Here is a 21,748-nt window from a genome sequence, read left to right on the forward strand (position 1 = left end):
AGTAAAACCGCTTCGCAGCTTTTGTTGTTTCCAGACGGAAACGACATCTATTTACGGTAAGTGATACGACCTTTAGTTAAATCGTATGGTGAAAGTTGGACAACCACTTTGTCACCTGTAAGGATACGGATAAAGTGCATCCGCAGCTTCCCGGAGACGTGAGCTAAAATCTGATGACCATTTTCCAGCTCGACCTTGAATGTTGCATTCGGCAACGGCTCGATGACCGTGCCTTCGACTTCAATGACATCTTCTTTGGCCACAATCATTCTCCTTTCTGATCAGCATTCGGATTCTCGGATAAAAATCGGCTGACGGCGAACCGCAGCTTTCCATTTGTTACCCGACCGCTTTCTTGCAAACTGTTTACAACTTCGCTGCTAATAAAGGATTGAGGCATCAGATGAAGAATATTCTTTTTCTTCGCCTGATCGAATTTAATGCTGTGCCCATCCGCTATCTTAACATACTTGCTGTCCTCAATAGAAACGATAACGGCATGCTGATCGGCACCTTTGCCTCTCAAGATCCTAACGACCTGACCCAAGCTCAATGTGACTGGTTTATTCAACGTATCACCTACTCCGGCAGCTTCGTCAAGATTTCCATACCTTCTGCGGTGACTGCAACTGTATGCTCGAAATGAGCGCACAATGAGCCGTCAACCGTAACAACCGTCCAATTGTCTTCCAGCGTCTTTACATTCCGTTTACCGGCATTGACCATCGGTTCAATCGCGAGCACCATGCCCGGCTTAAGCCTCGGTCCCCGGTCCGGAATGCCGTAGTTCGGGATCTGCGGATCTTCATGCAGTTCTGCCCCTACGCCATGGCCAACATACTCCCGGACGACGGAAAAGCCCGCCTCCTCGATGTGACGCTGGATGGCATGAGAGATTGTAAACAAGCGGACATCAGGTTTAATTAGTGCCAGTCCCGCATATAATGCGCCTTCTGTAACCTCTAGCAGGCGCTGAGCCTCATCAGAGATTCTGCCCACCGGGTACGTCCATGCCGAGTCACCGTGGTAACCCTCATACTGTGCACCGATATCAAACGTGACGATATCGCCCTCGATCAATTTGCGTGTACCGGGAAATCCGTGCACCAGTTCTTCGTTCACTGATGCGCAAATGCTGGAAGGAAATCCGTTGTAGCCTTTGAAGGACGCCAAAGCGCCTTGGCTGCGAATAAACACGTCGGCTATGTGGTCCAGTTCCCCCGTGGTTATCCCCGGTTGAACGTGAGAAGCCAGCAGCTTGTGACACTCAGCCACAATCCGGCCCGCCTCTCTCATCAAGCCCAGTTCCGTTTCGGATTTACAAATGATCATTCACGTGAGCCCCGCAGTATAGACGCAATCTCTTCCGAAACCACGTCGATTTCCTGTTCACCATCCATTTGACGCAGAAGGCCTTTATTTTCATAAAACGTGAGGAGTGGTGCTGTTTTGTTGATATATTCGTCCAAGCGAATGCCCACACTCTCTTCATTATCATCAGAGCGCTGGTACAGCTCGCCGCCGCATTTATCACAAATACCTTCCTGTTTAGGCGGGTTGAAGATGACATGATAGGTAGCGCCGCAGGATTTACAAATACGGCGTCCTGTCAGACGAGCAAGCAGCTTGTCGCGGTCAACCTTCAGGTTAATGACATGATCTAGACCGGTGTTCATGCGGTTCAGAATGTCATCCAGCGCTTCCGCTTGCGAAAGGGTTCTTGGAAAGCCATCCAATAAGAAACCTTTTTCGCAATCGGACTGCTGCAGACGCTCTTCCACAATCCCGATCGTCACATCATCAGGCACTAGCAGACCTTGATCAATATATTCCTTGGCTTTCACACCAATAGGTGTTCCTTGCTTGATCGCCAGGCGAAATGCATCACCTGTAGAGATATGAGGAATACCGAATGTATTGACGATCGCTTCTGCTTGTGTACCTTTGCCTGCCCCAGGAGGTCCCATGAATAAGATGTTCACCCTAGTCCCTCCTCTAGCCTGTAGTTAGAACAGCATAATAGGTGCCGGAAGGGGACAAGCCACTACCCGGAACCTATTACTTATTTATTGATAAATCCTTTATAGTGACGCTTGATCAGCTGGCTCTCAATCTGCTTCATCGTATCGAGCGCAACGCCCACCACGATCAGCAAGGATGTACCACCGATTTGGACGGTACGAGGCAAGCCGGCCAAAGCGCCAAAGAAGACAGGAAGTACAGAAATTACGGCCAGGAACAGCGCTCCTGTCATCGTCAACCGTGTCATAACACGGGTCAAGTACTTCTCGGTAGCTTTACCAGGACGGATGCCCGGAATGTAGCCGCCGTTTTTCTTCATATTATCAGCCATCTGGTTCGGATTCATCTGCACGAAGGTGTAGAAGAACGTGAAACCGATGATCATCAATACATAAAGGACCATGCCCAGCGGCGCGTCATAAGCCAGATAAGCGGTAATCCACTTCGCCCAGTCCGTTGTGGACCAGAAGCTGGCCAGAATGACGGGAAATTGAAGCAGCGACATCGCGAAGATGACCGGAATGACGCCAGCGCCATTGACCTTCAGCGGGATGTGCGTGTTCTGTCCGCCAAACATTTTGTTGCCTACAACACGCTTCGCGTATTGTACTGGAATCTTGCGGATCCCCTGCTGGATAAACACAACGCCCGTTACAATCAAAATCAGGATCAGTACGATCACAATTGCCTTCAGACTGTTCAGGAAAATCTGATTGTCTTGAATGAAATTGGATTCGATTGTAGAGCGGATATGCATTGGAATACCAGCTGCGATACCTGCGAAGATAATAATCGAAATACCGTTGCCGATACCCTTTTCTGTAATCTGCTCACCGAGCCACATCAAGAAGGATGTACCTGCGGTCAGCACGATCGCAATGACCAGATAATCGACAAAGCCTGCATTAGGAATCATCTCGGTGCCGTATAGACGGTTAAAGCCGATCGACATCCCGAATGCTTGGATCAGACCCAGTATTACCGTACCATAACGAGTAATCTGAGCCAACTGCTTTTTACCGTGTTCCCCTTGTTTGGCCCATTCCGCAAACTTCGGAATGACGTCCATCGACAGAAGCTGTACGATAATGGACGATGTAATATATGGAAAGATCGAGAGAGCGAAGATCGAAAACTGCGATAACGCGCCCCCCGAAAACGTGTTAAGGAGACCAAACAGCTCATTGCCCGCCTCGTTGCTTTGCGTAAAGACATCCTTGTTCACACCGGGAACCGGTACGAAGGAGCCGATACGAAACACAATGAGGACTAACAGGGTAAATATGATCCGATTGCGAAGATCCTCGACACGCCATATATTTTGCAGGGTCTTAAACATTAGATCACCTCGGTTTTACCGCCGGCAGCCTCGATCTTTTCTACCGCAGTTTGAGAGAACTTATTCGCTTTTACAGTCAGCTTTACGGACACTTCGCCGTTACCAAGAATTTTGATGCCGCTCTTCGTATTTTTTACGATGCCGCTCTCAACCAAAACTTCTGGAGTCACTTCAGTACCCTCTGCAAAGCTGTTCAGTTCTTCGATGTTCACAACCGCGTATTCTTTCCGGGTCGGGTTCACGAAACCACGTTTCGGAAGACGACGATACAGCGGATTTTGACCGCCCTCGAAGCCTGGACGCACGCCACCGCCGGAGCGGGAGTTTTGTCCTTTGTGACCTCGACCTGATGTTTTACCCGTACCACTGCTTGTTCCGCGTCCAACGCGCTTACGCTCTTTGCGGGATCCTGCAGCTGGGCTCAGCTCATGTAACTTCATCTGTCGTTGCACCTCCTTAATGTATCCGGGTTGAGTACCCGGGATTAACCTTCGATTTCTTTAACAGAAACCAGGTGATTAACCTTCTTGACCATACCGCGAATAGCTGGATTGTCGTTATGAACCACGGAGTGGTTGATTTTACGCAAGCCCAGTGTTTTCACAGTCACACGCTGATCTTCCGGACGGCCGATCACGCTGCGCACGAGGGTGATTTCAAGTTTACTCATGAGATTCCCTCCTTAACCCATTAGCTCTTCGACAGATTTGCCGCGAAGCTTCGCAACTTCTTCAATACGCTTCAGGCGGGACAAGCCTTCCAAAGCTGCATTGACCATGTTCATGGAGTTCGAAGAACCTAATGATTTTGTCAAAATGTCGCCTACGCCAGCCAGTTCCAATACAGCACGAACCGGTCCGCCAGCGATTACTCCAGTACCTTCAGATGCAGGCTTCATGAACACGCGGCCAGCACCGAAGTGACCTGTTACTTGGTGAGGAATTGTGGTTCCCACGAGTGGAATGTGGATCAGGTTTTTCTTCGCATCTTCAATAGCTTTGCGAATGGCATCTGGAACCTCGCCAGCTTTACCGATACCTGCTCCAACCCAACCCTTGCCATCACCGACAACAACGAGAGCGCTAAAGCTGAAACGGCGTCCGCCTTTTACAACCTTAGCAACGCGGTTAATATTTACAACTCTTTCAGTCAGTTCTAAAGTGTTAGGATCTACACGCAAGTCGTTTACCTCCTTTTGAAAATTTTCTTAAAATTCAAGGCCTGCTTCGCGAGCTGCTTCAGCCAGCGCTTGAATACGTCCGTGATACAGATATCCGCCGCGGTCGAACACGACTGCTTTGTAGCCTTTATCTGCTGCACGCTTTGCAACCAGCTCACCGACTTTACGCGCGGATTCCACGCTGCCGCCGTTGGAGATGTCGCTGCTCAATTCTTTATCCAATGTAGAAGCCGAAGCCAGTGTTACGCCAGCTACGTCATCGATCAGTTGAGCATAGATATGTTTTGAAGAACGGAACACGTTCAAACGTGGACGCTCTGCAGTTCCTTGAATTTTCTTCCGAACACGCAGATGTCTTTTCAAACGAGCCTTGTTCTTATCCTGTTTGGTGATCATGCTTCCCTTTCACTCCTTTCAGTTATGCCTTTACAGCTTCACTTTAAGATGCAAGGGGTAAGTAAAAGCTAACACTAGACCAAGCCAGCGGGCTGACCCGCAGGTGATCAGTCTTACTTCTTCTTACCAGCCTTACCTTCTTTACGGATGATGCGCTCACCTTCGTACTTGATACCTTTGCCTTTATACGGCTCAGGTTCACGAACGGAACGGATCTTAGCAGCGTAAGCACCTACGCGCTCTTTATCGATACCACGAACCGTAATCTTGGTGTTGGATGGAACCTCAAACTCGATTCCTGGCTCCGGTGTAATTTCAACCGGATGGGAGTAACCCACGTTCAGAACGATTTTGTCACCGGACTTTGTTGCACGGTAACCGACACCCACGAGCTCAAGGTTCTTAGAGAAGCCTTCAGTAACACCGCTGACCATGTTTGAGACAACGCTGCGGGTTGTGCCGTGTAAAGAACGATGAGTCTTTTGATCGGAAGGACGAACGACGTTGATCTCGTTGTTCTCTACCGAAACCTGCATATCTTTATGCAATGCACGAGTCAGGGTACCTTTAGGTCCTTTAACTGTGATTACAGAGTTATCGAGTGTGACTTCCACACCGCCTGGGATTGCAATTGGTTTACGACCAATACGGGACATTCATTGCACCTCCTATCTTGTGACGTTAATTACCAAACGTAGCAGAGAACTTCTCCGCCGGCTTTGCTTTGACGAGCTTCTTTGTCGGTCATTACTCCCTTGGAAGTAGAGATGATCGCGATACCGAGACCGCCGAGTACACGAGGAACTTCGTTGCTCTTCGTATAAACACGCAGACCAGGCTTACTGATTCTCTTCAGACCTGTAATAACACGTTCGTTATTGGAACCGTATTTCAGGAATACGCGGATGATCCCTTGTTTGTTATCTTCCACGAATTCTGCATCACGGATGAAACCTTCACGCTTCAGAATGTCAGCGATTTGCTTCTTAATGGTCGATGCAGGCATTTCTACTGTCTCGTGACGCACAGTGTTGGCGTTACGGATACGAGTAAGCATATCTGCAATTGGATCGGACATAGTCATGTAGGGTGTACCTCCTTCCCGGTTATAAACTTCTTACCAGCTTGCTTTTTTCACGCCAGGAATCTGGCCTTTATAAGCTAATTCACGGAAACAAATTCTGCAAATTTTAAACTTCTGCAGTACCGAATGTGGACGACCGCAACGCTCACAGCGGGTATAAGCCCGCACTTTGAACTTTGGTGTGCGTTGTTGTTTAACTTTCATCGAAGTTTTTGCCACTTAGCCTGACACCTCCTAAATAGTTTCGGAGAAAGAACGACGGTGTTACTTCGCGAAAGGCATGCCCAGTTGAGCCAGCAGTTCACGGGACTCTTCGTCCGACTTAGCCGTCGTAACGATAACGATATCCATACCACGAACCTTATCTACTTGATCATACTCAACCTCTGGGAAGATGAGCTGCTCTTTCAAGCCGAGCGTGTAGTTGCCACGGCCATCAAAAGCTTTAGTGGATACGCCGCGGAAGTCACGTACGCGTGGAAGCGTAACGTTGAACAGCTTGTCGAGGAAGTAGTACATGCGCTCGCCGCGCAGAGTAACCTTCACACCGATTGGCATGTTCTCACGCAGTTTGAATCCGGCGATGGATTTCTTAGCGCGAGTGATAACCGGCTTCTGGCCAGCGATCAGCTGCATGTCGTTCACCGCGGAATCCAGCACCTTCGAGTTAGCAACAGCGTCACCTACACCCATGTTGATGACTACCTTCTCGATTTTCGGAACCTGCATAACTGTTTTGTAGCTGAACTTCTGCATCAGAGCAGGAGTTACTTCATTCAGAAAACGTTCTTTCATTCTTGCTGCCATGATTCAAGGACCTCCTTTCTTAACGTCTTATTTATCGATTGCTTCTCCGGATTTCTTAGCGACGCGAACCTTTTTGCCGTTGTCCAGCACTTTGTAACCGATACGGGTTACGCCTCCGCTCTTCGGATCAATATGCATTACGTTCGAAACGTGGATTGGAGCTTCCTTCTCGATGATACCACCTTGCGGGTTTTGCTGGCTTGGCTTCTGATGCTTCTTGATCATGTTTACGCCTTCCACCAAAACGCGGTTCTCACGAGGGTAAGCTGCGATGACGCGGCCTTTTTTGCCTTTGTCCTTACCGCTGATCACAATCACGTTATCGTCTTTCTTCACGTGAAGCTTATTGTTATGGGATTCCAGAACTTTTTTCACTCTAGGCATTCGTTACACCTCCTGGGGCCTGTGATTCACAAGCATTACTTAACTGATCCGTCCAATTAGATAACTTCCGGAGCCAAGGAAACGATCTTCATGTAGTCTCTTTCGCGAAGTTCGCGAGCGACTGGTCCGAAAATACGAGTTCCGCGCGGGCTTCTGTCCTCTTTCACAACGACCGCTGCATTCTCATCAAAAGAGATGTAAGATCCGTCCTTCCGGCGTACAGAACGCTTAGTGCGTACGACAACCGCTTTGACTACATCACCTTTTTTGACAACGCCGCCTGGTGTTGCTTGTTTGACGGAGCACACGATCAAATCACCGATTTGAGCTGTACGGCGACCAGTACCACCCAATACGCGGATACACATCAGTTCCTTCGCACCAGAGTTGTCGGCAACAGCCAAACGTGTAAATGGTTGAATCATTGATATTTCCTCCTTTCAACAAAAGCTGCTTGCTATATTTAGATGATGACCGCTTTCTCTACAACTTCAACCAGTCTCCAGCGCTTGTCTTTGGAGAGAGGGCGAGTTTCCATGATCTTAACGGTATCTCCGATTTGAGCCGTGTTGTTCTCATCATGCGCTTTAAATTTTTTGGTGTATTTAATGCGCTTGTGATACAGGTCATGCTTTTTATAAGTTTCAACAGCTACCACGATGGTTTTATCCATTTTGTCGCTGACTACTTTACCGATTTGCACCTTACGAGCATTGCGTTCTTCGCTCATTGTTGGCCTCCTTTCTGAATACAGACAACAGGGTCTGTTTCATTAACTAATCCCAAGTTCTCTTTCACGGATCACGGTTTTAGCACGAGCTATTTCTTTGCGTACGTCACGAATCCGGGTCGGATTGTCAAGCTGACCAGTAGCCAATTGAAAACGGAGGTTAAAGAGTTCCTCTTTAAATCCGGCGATTTTTTGCTCGATTTCTGCAGTGGTCAAGTTACGCAGTTCATTAGCTTTCATTTGCTTCACCACCCACTTCTTCACGTTTCACAAACTTTGTTTTTACAGGCAGCTTGTGAGCGGCAAGACGCATCGCTTCGCGGGCGATTTCCTCAGAGACGCCTCCAAGTTCAAACATGATCTTGCCTGGCTTCACAACGGCAACCCATTTCTCAACGTTACCTTTACCGCTACCCATCCGCACTTCGAGAGGCTTTTGAGTAATCGGCTTGTCAGGGAAAATCTTGATCCATACTTTACCGCCACGACGGATATAACGAGTCATCGCAATACGCGCAGCTTCGATCTGACGGTTCGTGATCCAGCCCGGCTCCATAGCCTGCAGACCGAATTCACCGAAGTTCAGTTCAGTACCGCCTTTAGCTTGGCCTCTCATATGGCCGCGCTGTTGCTTGCGGTGTTTTACACGTTTTGGTACCAACATGATTAGTTGCCTCCTTCCTGAGCAGCTTGTTTCTTAGCCGTAGGAAGAACCTCTCCACGATAGATCCATACTTTCACGCCGATACGGCCGTAAGTCGTATGCGCTTCTGCTGTACCGTAGTCAATGTCTGCACGAAGCGTATGAAGTGGAACAGTTCCTTCACTGTAGCCTTCCGTACGAGCGATCTCGGCGCCGCCAAGACGTCCGCTGACCGATGTTTTGATCCCTTTAGCTCCGGCACGCATAGTTCTTTGGATTGCTTGCTTCAAAGCACGACGGAACGATACACGACGCTCCAGCTGTTGTGCAATGCTCTCCGCAACAAGAATTGCGTCGATCTCAGGGTTTTTGATTTCGGAAATGTTGATGTGGACTTTTTTGCCGCCAGCGATTTTGGTCACTTGACCGCGCAGTACTTCAACTTCCGAACCACCTTTACCGATAACCATACCTGGTTTCGCAGTATGGATGGTTACGTTCACGCGATTCGCTGCTCTCTCGATCTCGATACGGGATACAGCGGAATCTTTCAGCTTGTTCTTCAGGTATTCACGGATTTTCACGTCTTCCAGCAAAAGATCACCGAAATCTTTGCCTGCATACCATTTAGATTCCCAGTCACGGATAATTCCGATACGGAGTCCTACTGGATTTACCTTTTGACCCACACGTTTTCCCTCCTTATTTTTCAGCTACCACCAAAGTAATATGGCTGGTGCGTTTGTTAATCCGGCTTGCACGTCCCATCGCGCGAGGGCGGAAACGTTTCATTGTCGGACCTTGGTTGACGTAAGCTTGAGTTACGACCAGCTTGCTAACGTCCAAAGAATAGTTATGCTCAGCGTTTGCGATCGCCGAGTTCAGCAGCTTCTCTACAACCGGTGAAGCAGCTTTCGGAGTGTGACGAAGAATTGCAATTGCTTCGCCGACCTGCTTGCCGCGGATCAAGTCAACTACCAGTTGAGCTTTACGAGGAGCGATCCGAATCGATTTTACATGTACTTTTGCTTCCATGGGTTTAACCTCCTCTCAAACAAAGAGCTATCAAAATTATCTTCTGGTTTTCTTATCGTCTTCATGACCTTTGTAGGTACGGGTTGGCGCGAACTCGCCCAACTTATGTCCTACCATGTCTTCCGTTACGTATACTGGCACGTGCTTACGGCCATCGTATACTCCGAATGTGTGACCGATAAATTGCGGGAAAATCGTGGAGCGGCGGGACCAGGTTTTAATTACAACCTTTTTCTCCGTGCTGTTCAGCTCCTCCACTTTTTTGAGCAGATATCCGTCAATGAAAGGTCCTTTTTTCAAACTACGGCTCATATGGTAATCCTCCCTTCACCAAATTGTCTCGTCACTCGCACGTGACACGAAGTTATGCACAATGTGTATTACTTCGTGCGGCGGCGAACGATATATTTGTCAGAAGCTTTTCCTTTTTTACGAGTCTTCGCACCCAGGGTTGGTTTACCCCATGGAGACATTGGAGACTTACGTCCGATTGGAGCGCGGCCTTCACCACCACCGTGAGGGTGATCGTTAGGGTTCATTACAACACCACGAACTTCTGGACGTTGACCCAGCCAGCGGCTACGGCCTGCTTTACCGATCTTGATCAGCTCATGATCGCCGTTACCAACGGAGCCGATTGTCGCGCGGCAGGTTTTCAGGATGTGACGCACTTCACCGGAAGTCAGACGAATCGTAACATACTTTTCTTCCTTACCGAGAAGCTGTGCTTCAGTACCGGCTGCACGAACCAGCTGTCCGCCTTTACCTGGTTGAAGCTCGATGTTGTGGATAACGGTACCGACCGGAATGTTCTCCAGTGGAAGTGCGTTACCGATCTTGATGTCAGCACCAGCGCCGGAAACGACCTGGTCTCCAACCTTCAAGCCTTTAGGAGCGATGATATAACGCTTCTCACCGTCTGCATAATGGATCAGAGCGATGTTGGAAGTACGGTTTGGATCGTATTCGATAGTAGCAACGCGACCTGGAATGCCGTCCTTCGTACGCTTAAAGTCGATGATACGGTATTTACGCTTATGTCCGCCGCCATGGTGACGAACTGTAATTTTACCTTGGTTGTTGCGGCCTGCTGTTTTGCTCAGAGGCGCCAGCAACGATTTCTCCGGCTGGTTTGTTGTGATTTCTTCAAACGTCGACACGGACATGTTGCGTCGAGCCGGGGATGTCGGTTTATACTTTTTAATAGGCACTGTGTTTCCCTCCTAACTTTACAGATTCTTATTCAACTGCTTCAAAAAACTCAAGCGGCTTGCTGTCAGCAGTAAGAGTTACGATAGCTTTCTTCCATTCCGATGTGTAACCGGAGTGACGGCCATAACGCTTCGGCTTCGCAGGAACACGCATGGTGTTAACGTTCGAAACTTTTACGTTAAAAATGGATTCAACAGCTTTCTTGATCTCCGTCTTGTTCGCACGAATGTCTACTTCAAAAGCATATTTCAGCTCAGCCATGTAGTCAGCCGTACGTTCCGTGATCACTGGGCGCTTAATGATATCGCGAGGATCCTTCATTACGCGAGCACCTCCTCTACCTTCTGGACTGCTTCTTTCGTAATGATCAGTTGATCGTACGTCAGTACGTCAAGAACATTAATGCCATCAGCCGCTACAAACTTCACACCTGGGATGTTACGAGCGGACAAGGCTACATTGTCATCATAGCTAGGAGCCACGATCAGAGCTTTGCTTCCCACTTTCAGGTTGCTGAGAATGTTAGCAAACTCTTTGGTCTTTGGAGCGTTCATTGTCAGCTGATCCAGCACGATGATGCTGTTATCCTGTACTTTCGAGGAAAGCGCGGATTTGATCGCTAGACGGCGAACCTTCTTCGGCAATTTAAAGGAATAGCTGCGTGGAGTCGGTCCAAATACGACGCCGCCGCCTTTCCATTGCGGTGAACGGATCGAACCTTGACGGGCACGACCAGTACCTTTCTGTTTCCACGGCTTGCGTCCGCCGCCGCGTACTTCAGAACGTCCTTTAACTTTGTGTGTACCACGGCGCAGGGAAGCACGCTGCAGCAATACTGCGCTGTGCAGAACATGAGCGTTAGGCTCGATTCCGAAGACGGAATCATTCAGTTCCACTTCACCCACTTGGCTGCCGTCGATACTAAAAAGTGCTACTTTAGGCATTGTTTGTTCCTCCTTTCTTCAGGCGAGATTACTTCTTCACCGTTTCTTTAATTTGTACATAGCCTTTCTTAGGTCCTGGAATGGAACCTTTCACGAGCAGTACGTTGCGCTCTGTATCTACACGAACGACTTCAAGCTTCTGGATTGTTACAGTGTTATGGCCCATGTGACCTGGCAGGCGCTTGCCTTTAGGAACACGGTTCGCTTGAATGGAACCCATGGAGCCCGGACGGCGGTGATAACGGGAACCGTGGGACATAGGTCCGCGGCTTTGGCCCCAGCGCTTGATAACACCTTGGAATCCTTTACCTTTAGAAATGCCGGTTACGTCAACAAACTCGCCTTCAGCGAAGACATCAGCCTTCAGCTCTTGGCCAACCTCGACAGACGCGAGGTCAACACCGCGAATTTCGCGAACGTAGCGCTTAGGTGCAGTGTTAGCTTTTTTCGCATGTCCTGCCTCTGGCTTGTTGGCGTTCTTTTCTTTCTTGTCAGAGAATCCGACTTGAATCGCTTCGTAGCCGTCGTTCTCGAGATCTTTCTTTTGCAAAACAACACAAGGACCTGCTTCGATAACAGTAACAGGAATTACATTACCTTCAGCGGTAAATACTTGAGTCATTCCGAGCTTTCTCCCTAAGATACCTTTCATGTTGACACCTCTTTTCTCTTCTCAATAAATTTCGTATATTACAGCTTGATTTCGATATCTACACCGGACGGCAGGTCCAAGCGCATCAAGGCATCCACAGTTTGTGGAGTCGGGTTCACAATGTCGATCAGACGCTTATGTGTGCGCATCTCGAACTGTTCCCGAGAATCCTTGTACTTGTGTACCGCACGGAGAATGGTAATTACTTGTTTCTCAGTTGGCAATGGGATCGGACCAGATACGCCGGCACCCGAACGCTTTGCTGTTTCAACAATTTTCTCAGCGGATTGATCAAGAATTCTGTGGTCGTAAGCTTTCAAACGAATACGGATTTTTTGCTTTGCCATTTTATTTTCCCTCCTTCTATCGCCCAATTTGGTATCGGACATACTCCGTGAAAATTTTCTAACCACCTGCTCCATGGCAAAGGGGCCGGGTGTGTCAGTAACCTCTCACATCATCGCAACGTCGCAGAACAACATTCATTATTATATAGAATAGATAGGCTCAATGCAAGCTTTTCTTTATAATTTATCTTTACCGTTTTATCTGGCAGGAATACCCTTCCAAACAAAGCTAAAGACCTCAGCAGATTTTCATTAAAAAAGAGTCTGGCTGCTAAGCCAGACTCTTCTACGGGACATCACATTGTTGCTCGTTCCAGTACACTGTTGCTTTATAATCAGACGTTAAGTCTTTATATTACTTAATGATTGTAGCTACGGAACCCGCACCTACTGTACGACCGCCTTCACGAATGGAGAACTTAGTTCCTTCTTCAATCGCGATTGGGGAGATCAGGTTAACCGTTACAGTGATGTTATCACCAGGCATAACCATTTCTGCGCCTTCTGGCAGGTTGATAACGCCAGTTACGTCAGTTGTACGGAAATAGAACTGTGGACGGTAGCCAGTGAAGAAAGGCTTATGACGTCCGCCCTCTTCTTTGCTCAGCACGTACACTTGAGCAGTGAACTCAGTGTGCGGCTTAACGGAAGCTGGCTTTGCCAGTACTTGACCACGCTCGATTTGAGTACGGTCTACACCGCGCAGCAGTGCGCCGATGTTGTCGCCCGCTTGAGCGGAATCCAGCAATTTACGGAACATTTCAACGCCCGTAACAACGGATTTCTTAGTTTCTTCTTGAATACCAACGATTTCGATCTCGTCGCCGACTTTAACAGTACCACGCTCTACACGACCTGTAGCAACGGTACCACGACCAGTGATGGAGAATACGTCCTCGACAGGCATCAGGAAAGGCTTGTCAGTGTCGCGCTCTGGAAGAGGGATGTACTCATCGATCGTTTTGAACATTTCAACGATCTTTTGAGCCCATTCGCCATCCGGATTCGTCAGCGCTTCACGAGCAGAACCACGAGTGATTGGAGTGTCGTCGCCTGGGAAGTCATACTCGCTCAGGAGATCGCGAACTTCCATTTCTACCAGTTCCAGAAGCTCTTCGTCTTCAACCATGTCGCATTTGTTCAGGAATACGACGATGTAAGGAACGCCTACCTGACGGGACAGCAGGATGTGCTCACGAGTTTGCGGCATTGGGCCGTCAGCTGCGGATACAACCAGGATTGCTCCGTCCATTTGAGCTGCACCAGTGATCATGTTTTTAACATAGTCAGCGTGACCTGGGCAGTCAACGTGTGCATAGTGACGGTTGTCAGTTTCGTACTCTACGTGTGCAGTAGAGATTGTGATACCGCGCTCGCGCTCTTCTGGAGCTTTATCGATTTGATCGAATGCTACAGCAGCACCGCCGTAAGTTTTGGACAGTACAGTTGTGATTGCTGCAGTCAGCGTAGTTTTACCATGGTCGACGTGACCGATAGTACCGATGTTAACATGGGGTTTCGTACGTTCGTATTTAGCCTTTGCCATTTGAACAATTCCTCCTTAAGGGGATATATATGTTTGGGCCGGTTGGGAGCTACGGCAACGATGAAGTTTCCGCCCTCCGCTCCGACAGGTAAAACGTTATTATTCTCCGCCTTTGTTCTTGGACACGATTTCTTCGGAGATGTTCTTCGGAACTTCTTCATAATGAGAGAGTTCCATGGAGAACACACCGCGTCCTTGTGTACCGGAACGCAGGGTTGTGGAGTAACCGAACATTTCGGACAGAGGCACCTTCGCACGGATAATTTGAGCGCCACCGCGAGCATCCATACCTTCGATGCGTCCACGACGGGAGTTCAGCATACCCATTACGTCGCCCATGTATTCCTCAGGGACGGTAACTTCCACTTTCATGATTGGCTCAAGCAGGACAGGCTTACACTTGTCTTTAGCTGCTTTCAATGCCATGGAGCCGGCGATTTTAAACGCCATTTCGTTGGAATCGACATCATGGTAGGAACCGTCAACAATCGTTGCCTTAACGTCAACGAGAGGGAAGCCGGCGAGTACACCGTTCTTCATTTGCTCCTCAATCCCTTGCTGTGCAGGACCAACATATTCTCTAGGTACGGAACCGCCGACAATCTTGCTCTCGAACTGGTTGCCAGTACCCGGCTCCAGAGGTTCGAACTCAACCCAAACGTGACCGTATTGACCACGACCACCGGACTGACGAACGAATTTACCCTCAACGCGACCTGGGGTGCGGAAGGTTTCACGGTAAGCAACCTGTGGTTTACCCACATTGGTCTCTACCTTGAACTCACGACGCATACGGTCGATGATGATATCCAAGTGAAGCTCACCCATACCTGCAAGAATCGTTTGACCGGTTTCTTCATCAGTATGAGCACGGAGAGTTGGATCCTCTTCCGTCAATTTACCAAGAGCGACACCCATCTTGTCCTGGTCCGCTTTGGTCTTTGGCTCCACAGCGATCTCGATTACTGGATCCGGGAAGTTCATGGATTCCAGAATAACCGGATTCTTCTCATCACACAGTGTATCACCTGTGCCTGTATCTTTCAAACCTACAGCTGCTGCGATATCTCCGGAGTATACTTCAGAGATTTCTTGACGGCTGTTCGCGTGCATTTGAAGGATACGTCCGATCCGCTCGCGCTTGCCTTTAGTAGCATTCAATACGTATGAACCGGATTGCAGAATACCGGAGTATACGCGGAAGAATGTCAGTTTACCCACATAAGGGTCCGTCATAATCTTGAACGCCAGAGCCGAGAACGGCTGGTCGTCACCAGACTTACGGATTGCTTCTGTTCCGTCTTCCAGTGTACCTTTAATGTCTGGTACGTCAACTGGAGCCGGCAGATAGTCAATAACTGCATCCAGCATCAGCTGAACACCTTTGTTGCGGTAAGATGAGCCGCAAATCACTGGGAAGATCTTAACCTCTACTACACCTCTACGAAGAGCACCTTTCAGCTCAGCTATGGAGATTTCTTCTCCTTCGAGGTATTTCATGGTCAGCTCTTCATCCAGTTCTGCAACCTTCTCGATCAGCTCATTGCGGAGCTCTTCTACCTGATCCTTGTAGTCCGCTGGAATTTCAGCTTCTTCGATATTTTGGCCGAGGTCATCCTTATACATATAAGCTTTTTCCTCAACGATATCGATGATTCCTACAAAGTCAGACTCAGCGCCGATTGGCAACTGAATAGCTACCGCATTCGCTTGCAGACGGTCTCTCATGTCTTTCACAACATTCAGGTAGTCCGCGCCGATGATGTCCATCTTGTTCACGTATGCGATCCGCGGAACGCCGTAGCGGTCTGCTTGTCTCCATACGGTCTCGGACTGAGGCTCTACGCCCTCTTTCGCACTGAATACACCTACTGCCCCATCCAATACACGAAGGGAACGTTCAACTTCTACTGTGAAGTCAACGTGTCCCGGGGTGTCGATAATATTAACGCGATGACCTTTCCATTGAGCGGTAGTCGCAGCGGAAGTAATCGTGATCCCGCGCTCCTGTTCCTGCTCCATCCAGTCCATTGTAGCCGCACCCTCGTGAACTTCACCGATTTTGTGCGTACGGCCTGTGTAGAACAAGATCCGCTCTGTGGTGGTCGTCTTACCAGCGTCAATATGCGCCATGATCCCGATATTACGTGTATTTTTCAAGGAGAACTCTCTTGCCATGACAATAGTCTCCCTTCAAAATTGAAGTTTTATGAACGGCTTAATCCTACCAACGGTAGTGAGCAAACGCTTTGTTCGCTTCAGCCATTTTGTGCGTGTCTTCGCGTTTCTTAACAGAAGCGCCTGTGTTGTTGGAAGCATCGATAATCTCAGCCGCCAAACGCTCTTCCATTGTCTTCTCGCCGCGGTTGCGGGAGTAGTTTACGAGCCAACGTAATCCCAGGGATGTACGTCTTTCAGGTTTAACTTCGATCGGCACCTGGTAGTTTGCACCGCCGACACGGCGTGCTTTAACTTCCAATACTGGCATGATGTTCTTGATGGCTGCTTCAAACACTTCCATCGGATCATTGCCGGTACGCTGCTGGATCAGGTTGAATGCGTTGTAAAGGATGCTTTGTGCTACACCTCTTTTACCATCCAGCATAATGCGGTTGATCAGACGAGTAACCAGCTTGCTGTTATAAACCGGATCTGGCAGCACGTCTCTTTTAGTAACTGGACCTTTGCGTGGCATGGATATCCCCCTTTCTTTATGTTAAGCTAGCTTGTTGATGGTTGTATGAATTAGCTCTTCGCTTTAGGACGCTTCGCGCCGTACTTGGAACGAGCCTGCATCCGGTTGTTCACACCAGCGGTATCAAGTGCGCCGCGAACGATGTGGTAACGTACACCCGGAAGGTCTTTTACTTTACCGCCACGAACCAGTACTACACTGTGCTCCTGCAGGTTATGACCGATACCCGGAATGTAAGCTGTAACCTCGATACGGTTAGTCAAGCGTACACGCGCGTATTTACGAAGCGCGGAGTTCGGCTTCTTCGGCGTCATTGTACCTACACGAGTACAAACACCGCGTTTTTGCGGAGCGCTCAAATCGGTTTCCTCACGTTTCAAAGCGTTGAAGCCTTTTTGCAGAGCCGGAGATTTCGATTTGTAAACTTTAGCTTGACGGCCTTTACGGACCAGTTGGTTAATTGTTGGCATGCTGCCACCCCCTTCCTCAATTTATCATCCTGTTACAAACCTGATTTAAGTCCACAGACCCAGGCGGTTCATAAAAGAACAAATGAAAAGTTTTTGCCGACAGAAGTGACCTCCTGCAACAAAAACAGTTTCTTAACCTAAGATTTCAAGACTGCTGACATCGCAGCACCGACTTCGATTCCGCACGCCTCGCCGAGTTGCCTCGTTGTTGGCACATACGTTATATCCACACCATGCTTCTGACACAGGGATACAATCTTCGTTATCAAACGCTTGTCGCAATCTTCGGCTACATATACCTCAGCAGCCTGACCGTTCTCCACGGCCTTCATGGTTTGCTTCGTACCGATCTTCAGTTGAGCGTCCTGCCATTTCTTATCACCAGACACGAACATACCCTCCAAAAGAACAGGAATAGAGCTGATGCTCAAGCACCTTTGCTATATTAGCATCTGCATATAGCGATGTCAAGCATTTATATAATTACAGTTAGAATTTAAGAGGCAGGGCTGCAGCTGCCGGATTTCGTGCCGCTGCAGCCGCCTCTTTGGATTCTATTCAGTGCAGATTACTCCGCGTTTACACTTTCCAGCTCTTGGTTGTCAGAGACTTCGTCCTGGCCTTCAAACTTCACACTGCGGTAACGGTTCATACCTGTTCCTGCAGGGATCAGCTTACCAATGATTACATTTTCTTTCAGACCGAGCAGCTGGTCAACTTTACCTTTGATTGCGGCATCTGTCAGTACGCGGGTTGTCTCCTGGAAGGAGGCCGCGGACAGGAATGAATCTGTCTCCAGAGATGCCTTGGTAATACCGAGCAGCACCGGCTTCGCCACTGCCGGCTCTTTACCCGACAGGATCGCCACCTTGTTCGCAGACTCGTATTCGTGCAGATCCACGAAGGAGCCTGGAAGCAGGCTGGTATCTCCCGCGTCAACAATGCGGAATTTACGCAGCATCTGGCGGATCATGACTTCCACGTGCTTATCGTTAATTTCTACGCCCTGGTTCCGGTATACGCGCTGAACTTCCTGAAGGATATAGTTCTGCACGCCTCGGATTCCTTTAATGCGCAGCATTTCTTTAGGGTCAATCGAGCCCTCGGTCAATTCATCCCCGGCTTCGATTTGTTTGCCTTCGCTTACGCGCAGACGAGAACCGTAGGTGACAGAATACACCTTGGTCTCCGCTTCACCCTGGATCTCAATCTCGCGGCGGTCCTTGGTTTCACGGATTTCTTTCACGACACCGTCAATCTCACTGATGGTAGCCTGACCTTTCGGATTCCGGGCCTCAAACAGCTCCTGAATACGCGGAAGACCCTGCGTGATATCATCACCCGCTACGCCCCCGGTATGGAACGTACGCATCGTGAGCTGGGTTCCCGGCTCCCCGATGGATTGGGCTGCGATAATACCGACAGCTTCGCCAATTTCCACAAATTTGCCGGTAGCCAGGTTACGGCCGTAGCATTTTTTGCAGACGCCGTGACGGGCACGACAGCTTAGAATAGACCGGATTTGAAGCTTCTCGACACCAGCTTTTACGATAGCATCTGCCTTATCGGAGTCAATAAGCTCATTACGGTGCACGAGAATTTCTCCGGTTTCCGGATGACGAACCGTTTCAAAGGAGTAACGTCCTTCAATCCGATCATACAGATCCTCGATTACTTCCTTACCGTCCTGAATCCGGCTTACAGTGAAGCCTTTATCCGTGCTGCACTCGTCTTCACGTACAATGACATCCTGGGCCACGTCAACCAGACGACGGGTAAGGTAACCGGAATCCGCTGTACGTAGCGCCGTATCAGCCAGACCTTTACGCGCACCGTGCGTGGACAGGAAGTACTCGAGTACCGTCAGACCTTCACGGAAGTTCGATTTGATCGGCAATTCAATGATTCGTCCGGACGGGTTCGCCATCAGACCGCGCATACCGCCGAGCTGTGTGATCTGGGATTTGTTACCCCGTGCCTTGGAATCTACCATGAGCATGATGGAGTTGAAGCGGTCCATCGACTTCATGAGCACTTCGGTAATATCATCCTTCGCCTTGGACCAGATATCAATAACGCGGTCATAGCGCTCTTCATTCGTAATCAGACCACGGCGGTACTGATTCATAACGACGCTGACCTTACCATCAGATTCCTTCAGAATCTCGTTCTTCTCATCCGGTACAATAACGTCGGATACTGCGACAGTGACGCCTGCACGTGTGGAATACGTAAAGCCGAGCTGTTTGATTTTATCCAAAATCACAGAGGTCTCGGTTGTATGATACGTCTCGAAGCAGCGTGCAATGATTTGACCCAGGTATTCTTTGCCGACCGCCCCGCTGATTGGCAGGCTCTGAATAACCTCCTGGATGTCAGCGCCTTTTTCATATACAAAGAACTTCTCCGGAGTGCCCTGGAACAGGTTCTCACGAGTCGGTTCGTTGATATAAGGGAAGGTTGCCGGGTAAATTTCGTTAAAAATAATCTTCCCGACCGTTGTCACGAGCATAGCCTGCTGCTGCTTGTCGGTAAAGCTGGTTTTGCCCAATGCCTTCACCGGAATGGCTACGCGTGCATGCAGTCCTGCAGCACCACGCTGATAAGCGGACACTGCTTCGTTGACACTACCCAGAATCATGCCGGTGCCTTTTTCCTCTTTGTTGTCCATCGTGAGGTAGAAGGAGCCGAGAACCATATCCTGGGACGGAGTCACGACTGGCTTGCCGTCTTTCGGGTTCAAAATGTTACCGGAGGCCAGCATGAGCAAACGAGCCTCTGCTTGAGCTTCCGCCGAAAGCGGTACGTGCACCGCCATCTGGTCACCGTCAAAGTCGGCGTTGTAGGCCGTACATACGAGCGGATGCAGACGGATTGCATGACCTTCTACCAGAATCGGCTCGAACGCCTGGATTCCGAGTCTATGCAGAGTTGGGGCACGGTTCAGCAGAACCGGATGCTCCTTAATAACTTCTTCAAGAACGTCCCATACCTCAGGGCTTACGCGTTCTACCTTGCGTTTAGCACTCTTGATATTGTGGGCAAGACCCTTGTTCACGAGCTCTTTCATCACAAAAGGCTTGAACAGCTCCAGTGCCATCTTCTTCGGCAGGCCGCACTGATACATTTTGAGGTAAGGACCGACTACGATAACCGAACGGCCGGAGTAGTCTACCCGCTTACCCAGCAGGTTCTGACGGAAACGGCCCTGCTTACCCTTCAGCATATGGCTGAGAGATTTCAAAGGACGGTTGCCGGGACCAGTTACCGGACGGCCACGGCGTCCGTTGTCAATGAGGGCGTCTACCGCTTCCTGCAGCATCCGCTTCTCATTCTGAACGATAATATCCGGCGCACCCAGGTCCAAAAGACGCTTCAGACGGTTGTTCCGGTTAATGACGCGGCGATACAAATCATTCAGGTCCGATGTCGCAAAACGTCCACCGTCCAGCTGAACCATCGGGCGCAGCTCCGGCGGAATGACCGGAAGCACATCCATAACCATCCACTCTGGATTGTTACCGGAGTTACGGAAGGCCTCAATAACCTCCAGCCGCTTGATCGCACGGTTGCGGCGCTGCCCTTGAGCGGTACGCAGCTCTTCTTTCAAGAACTCCAGCTCTTTATCGATGTCCAGGTCCTGAAGAAGCTTCTTCACAGCCTCGGCACCCATACCAGCCTGGAATCCGTACCCGTACTTCTCACGGTAGCTGCGGTATTCCTTCTCGGACAGCAGCTGCTTTCTTTCAAGAGGTGTATCACCCGGGTCAGTCACGACATACGAAGCGAAATAAATAATTTCCTCCAGGGATCGTGGAGACATATCCAGCGCAAGGCCCATCCGGCTCGGAATGCCTTTAAAGTACCAGATATGAGATACAGGAGCAGCGAGCTCGATATGGCCCATGCGTTCGCGGCGAACCTTCGCGCGAGTAACCTCAACGCCGCAGCGATCGCACACAACGCCTTTATAACGGACGCGCTTATACTTGCCGCAATGACATTCCCAGTCCTTCTGAGGACCAAAAATACGTTCGCAGAACAAGCCTTCCTTCTCCGGCTTCAATGTACGGTAGTTAATCGTTTCCGGCTTCTTGACTTCACCTCGGGACCAAGAACGAATCTTCTCCGGGGAAGCCAGGCCGATTTTCATGTACTCAAAATTGTTAACATCCAACAAGGAGCAACCCTCCTCAACCTAGTCCTAGTTATATGGCTTTCACTCACAACACCACCGCCGGCTGTTCACCGGCGGGGTGGCA

The 21,748-nt window shown here is 49.4% G+C and carries 32 protein-coding genes; all 32 read right to left on the reverse strand.

The genetic code is table 11. The features are described from left to right. Positions 1-47: 47 nt before the first annotated feature. Positions 48-263: a translation initiation factor IF-1 gene (infA, locus tag JJQ72_RS17595; RefSeq protein WP_006212898.1), complete on the reverse strand. Its 216-nt coding sequence runs from the start codon at positions 261-263 to the stop codon at positions 48-50. Positions 264-265: 2 nt separating this feature from the next. Beyond that, positions 266-571, reverse strand: a complete 306-nt coding sequence (locus JJQ72_RS17600) for a KOW domain-containing RNA-binding protein (protein ID WP_138227130.1) — start codon at positions 569-571, stop codon at positions 266-268. Positions 572-579: 8 nt separating this feature from the next. Beyond that, positions 580-1,332, reverse strand: coding sequence for a type I methionyl aminopeptidase (map, locus tag JJQ72_RS17605; RefSeq protein WP_208204483.1), 753 nt, complete (start codon positions 1,330-1,332; stop codon positions 580-582). Next, positions 1,329-1,982, reverse strand: a complete 654-nt coding sequence (locus JJQ72_RS17610; RefSeq protein WP_138227132.1) for an adenylate kinase — start codon at positions 1,980-1,982, stop codon at positions 1,329-1,331. Before JJQ72_RS17610 ends, map begins: the two co-directional genes overlap by 4 nt. An 80-nt stretch (positions 1,983-2,062) precedes the next feature. Continuing rightward, complete coding sequence (gene secY / locus JJQ72_RS17615; RefSeq protein WP_208204484.1) at positions 2,063-3,361, reverse strand: preprotein translocase subunit SecY; 1,299 nt, start codon at positions 3,359-3,361, stop codon at positions 2,063-2,065. Next, positions 3,361-3,801, reverse strand: coding sequence for a 50S ribosomal protein L15 (rplO, locus tag JJQ72_RS17620; RefSeq protein WP_138227134.1), 441 nt, complete (start codon positions 3,799-3,801; stop codon positions 3,361-3,363). The genes secY and rplO overlap by 1 nt, the downstream gene beginning before the upstream one ends. A gap of 44 nt (positions 3,802-3,845) precedes the next feature. Further along, entirely contained in the window at positions 3,846-4,031 is a 186-nt protein-coding gene (rpmD, locus tag JJQ72_RS17625) for a 50S ribosomal protein L30 (protein WP_138227135.1), read from the reverse strand. Between the two features lie 12 nt (positions 4,032-4,043). Next, entirely contained in the window at positions 4,044-4,541 is a 498-nt protein-coding gene (rpsE, locus tag JJQ72_RS17630; protein WP_138227136.1) for a 30S ribosomal protein S5, read from the reverse strand. Between the two features lie 27 nt (positions 4,542-4,568). Then, positions 4,569-4,937, reverse strand: coding sequence for a 50S ribosomal protein L18 (rplR, locus tag JJQ72_RS17635; protein WP_138227137.1), 369 nt, complete (start codon positions 4,935-4,937; stop codon positions 4,569-4,571). A 113-nt stretch (positions 4,938-5,050) separates the two neighbouring features. Then, positions 5,051-5,593 (reverse strand): 50S ribosomal protein L6, encoded by a 543-nt coding sequence (gene rplF / locus JJQ72_RS17640; protein WP_138227138.1) that lies wholly within the window; start codon positions 5,591-5,593, stop codon positions 5,051-5,053. Positions 5,594-5,622: 29 nt separating this feature from the next. Continuing rightward, entirely contained in the window at positions 5,623-6,021 is a 399-nt protein-coding gene (gene rpsH, locus JJQ72_RS17645) for a 30S ribosomal protein S8 (protein WP_006212908.1), read from the reverse strand. A gap of 33 nt (positions 6,022-6,054) precedes the next feature. After that, entirely contained in the window at positions 6,055-6,240 is a 186-nt protein-coding gene (locus JJQ72_RS17650; RefSeq protein WP_013312154.1) for a type Z 30S ribosomal protein S14, read from the reverse strand. 45 nt (positions 6,241-6,285) lie between these two features. Further along, the gene (rplE, locus tag JJQ72_RS17655) at positions 6,286-6,828 is read right to left on the reverse strand and encodes a 50S ribosomal protein L5 (RefSeq protein WP_138227139.1); all 543 of its coding nucleotides are present in this window, start codon (positions 6,826-6,828) and stop codon (positions 6,286-6,288) included. Between the two features lie 27 nt (positions 6,829-6,855). Continuing rightward, positions 6,856-7,212, reverse strand: a complete 357-nt coding sequence (gene rplX / locus JJQ72_RS17660; protein ID WP_138227140.1) for a 50S ribosomal protein L24 — start codon at positions 7,210-7,212, stop codon at positions 6,856-6,858. A 56-nt stretch (positions 7,213-7,268) separates the two neighbouring features. Then, positions 7,269-7,637: a 50S ribosomal protein L14 gene (gene rplN / locus JJQ72_RS17665; RefSeq protein WP_138227141.1), complete on the reverse strand. Its 369-nt coding sequence runs from the start codon at positions 7,635-7,637 to the stop codon at positions 7,269-7,271. 38 nt (positions 7,638-7,675) lie between these two features. Further along, positions 7,676-7,942: a 30S ribosomal protein S17 gene (gene rpsQ / locus JJQ72_RS17670; RefSeq protein ID WP_025336666.1), complete on the reverse strand. Its 267-nt coding sequence runs from the start codon at positions 7,940-7,942 to the stop codon at positions 7,676-7,678. A 42-nt stretch (positions 7,943-7,984) separates the two neighbouring features. Continuing rightward, positions 7,985-8,182 (reverse strand): 50S ribosomal protein L29, encoded by a 198-nt coding sequence (gene rpmC / locus JJQ72_RS17675; protein ID WP_007132561.1) that lies wholly within the window; start codon positions 8,180-8,182, stop codon positions 7,985-7,987. Continuing rightward, complete coding sequence (gene rplP / locus JJQ72_RS17680) at positions 8,172-8,606, reverse strand: 50S ribosomal protein L16 (protein WP_007132562.1); 435 nt, start codon at positions 8,604-8,606, stop codon at positions 8,172-8,174. Before rplP ends, rpmC begins: the two co-directional genes overlap by 11 nt. A 2-nt stretch (positions 8,607-8,608) precedes the next feature. Then, positions 8,609-9,274: a 30S ribosomal protein S3 gene (gene rpsC / locus JJQ72_RS17685; protein WP_046680965.1), complete on the reverse strand. Its 666-nt coding sequence runs from the start codon at positions 9,272-9,274 to the stop codon at positions 8,609-8,611. A gap of 13 nt (positions 9,275-9,287) precedes the next feature. Continuing rightward, positions 9,288-9,620 carry a 50S ribosomal protein L22 gene (gene rplV / locus JJQ72_RS17690; protein ID WP_208204485.1) on the reverse strand — a complete coding sequence of 111 codons (333 nt, stop codon included), beginning with the start codon at positions 9,618-9,620 and terminating at the stop codon, positions 9,288-9,290. A gap of 36 nt (positions 9,621-9,656) precedes the next feature. Beyond that, positions 9,657-9,932 carry a 30S ribosomal protein S19 gene (rpsS, locus tag JJQ72_RS17695; RefSeq protein WP_138227143.1) on the reverse strand — a complete coding sequence of 92 codons (276 nt, stop codon included), beginning with the start codon at positions 9,930-9,932 and terminating at the stop codon, positions 9,657-9,659. Between the two features lie 68 nt (positions 9,933-10,000). After that, positions 10,001-10,831 carry a 50S ribosomal protein L2 gene (gene rplB, locus JJQ72_RS17700; protein WP_138227144.1) on the reverse strand — a complete coding sequence of 277 codons (831 nt, stop codon included), beginning with the start codon at positions 10,829-10,831 and terminating at the stop codon, positions 10,001-10,003. Between the two features lie 28 nt (positions 10,832-10,859). Next, positions 10,860-11,153, reverse strand: coding sequence for a 50S ribosomal protein L23 (rplW, locus tag JJQ72_RS17705; RefSeq protein ID WP_138227145.1), 294 nt, complete (start codon positions 11,151-11,153; stop codon positions 10,860-10,862). Next, a complete protein-coding gene (rplD, locus tag JJQ72_RS17710) occupies positions 11,153-11,776 on the reverse strand; it encodes a 50S ribosomal protein L4 (RefSeq protein ID WP_138227146.1) in 624 nt (207 codons plus the stop codon). The genes rplW and rplD overlap by 1 nt, the downstream gene beginning before the upstream one ends. Before the next feature lie 28 nt (positions 11,777-11,804). Continuing rightward, positions 11,805-12,428, reverse strand: a complete 624-nt coding sequence (gene rplC, locus JJQ72_RS17715; RefSeq protein WP_138227147.1) for a 50S ribosomal protein L3 — start codon at positions 12,426-12,428, stop codon at positions 11,805-11,807. Between the two features lie 38 nt (positions 12,429-12,466). Then, entirely contained in the window at positions 12,467-12,775 is a 309-nt protein-coding gene (gene rpsJ / locus JJQ72_RS17720; protein ID WP_006676490.1) for a 30S ribosomal protein S10, read from the reverse strand. Positions 12,776-13,130: 355 nt separating this feature from the next. Further along, positions 13,131-14,321 (reverse strand): elongation factor Tu, encoded by a 1,191-nt coding sequence (tuf, locus tag JJQ72_RS17725; protein ID WP_138227148.1) that lies wholly within the window; start codon positions 14,319-14,321, stop codon positions 13,131-13,133. A 99-nt stretch (positions 14,322-14,420) separates the two neighbouring features. Next, on the reverse strand, positions 14,421-16,499 hold the full coding sequence (gene fusA, locus JJQ72_RS17730) for an elongation factor G (protein ID WP_138227149.1): 2,079 nt from the start codon (positions 16,497-16,499) through the stop codon (positions 14,421-14,423). Between the two features lie 46 nt (positions 16,500-16,545). Beyond that, entirely contained in the window at positions 16,546-17,016 is a 471-nt protein-coding gene (gene rpsG / locus JJQ72_RS17735; RefSeq protein ID WP_138227150.1) for a 30S ribosomal protein S7, read from the reverse strand. A 50-nt stretch (positions 17,017-17,066) separates the two neighbouring features. Continuing rightward, the gene (rpsL, locus tag JJQ72_RS17740) at positions 17,067-17,486 is read right to left on the reverse strand and encodes a 30S ribosomal protein S12 (RefSeq protein WP_138227151.1); all 420 of its coding nucleotides are present in this window, start codon (positions 17,484-17,486) and stop codon (positions 17,067-17,069) included. A gap of 137 nt (positions 17,487-17,623) precedes the next feature. Then, the gene (locus JJQ72_RS17745) at positions 17,624-17,875 is read right to left on the reverse strand and encodes a ribosomal L7Ae/L30e/S12e/Gadd45 family protein (protein WP_138227152.1); all 252 of its coding nucleotides are present in this window, start codon (positions 17,873-17,875) and stop codon (positions 17,624-17,626) included. A gap of 179 nt (positions 17,876-18,054) precedes the next feature. Continuing rightward, entirely contained in the window at positions 18,055-21,666 is a 3,612-nt protein-coding gene (gene rpoC, locus JJQ72_RS17750) for a DNA-directed RNA polymerase subunit beta' (protein ID WP_138227153.1), read from the reverse strand. Positions 21,667-21,748 lie beyond the last annotated feature (82 nt).

This window comes from Paenibacillus sp. F411, assembly GCF_017582705.1.
In the GTDB taxonomy this organism is placed as follows: domain Bacteria; phylum Bacillota; class Bacilli; order Paenibacillales; family Paenibacillaceae; genus Paenibacillus_AQ; species Paenibacillus_AQ algicola.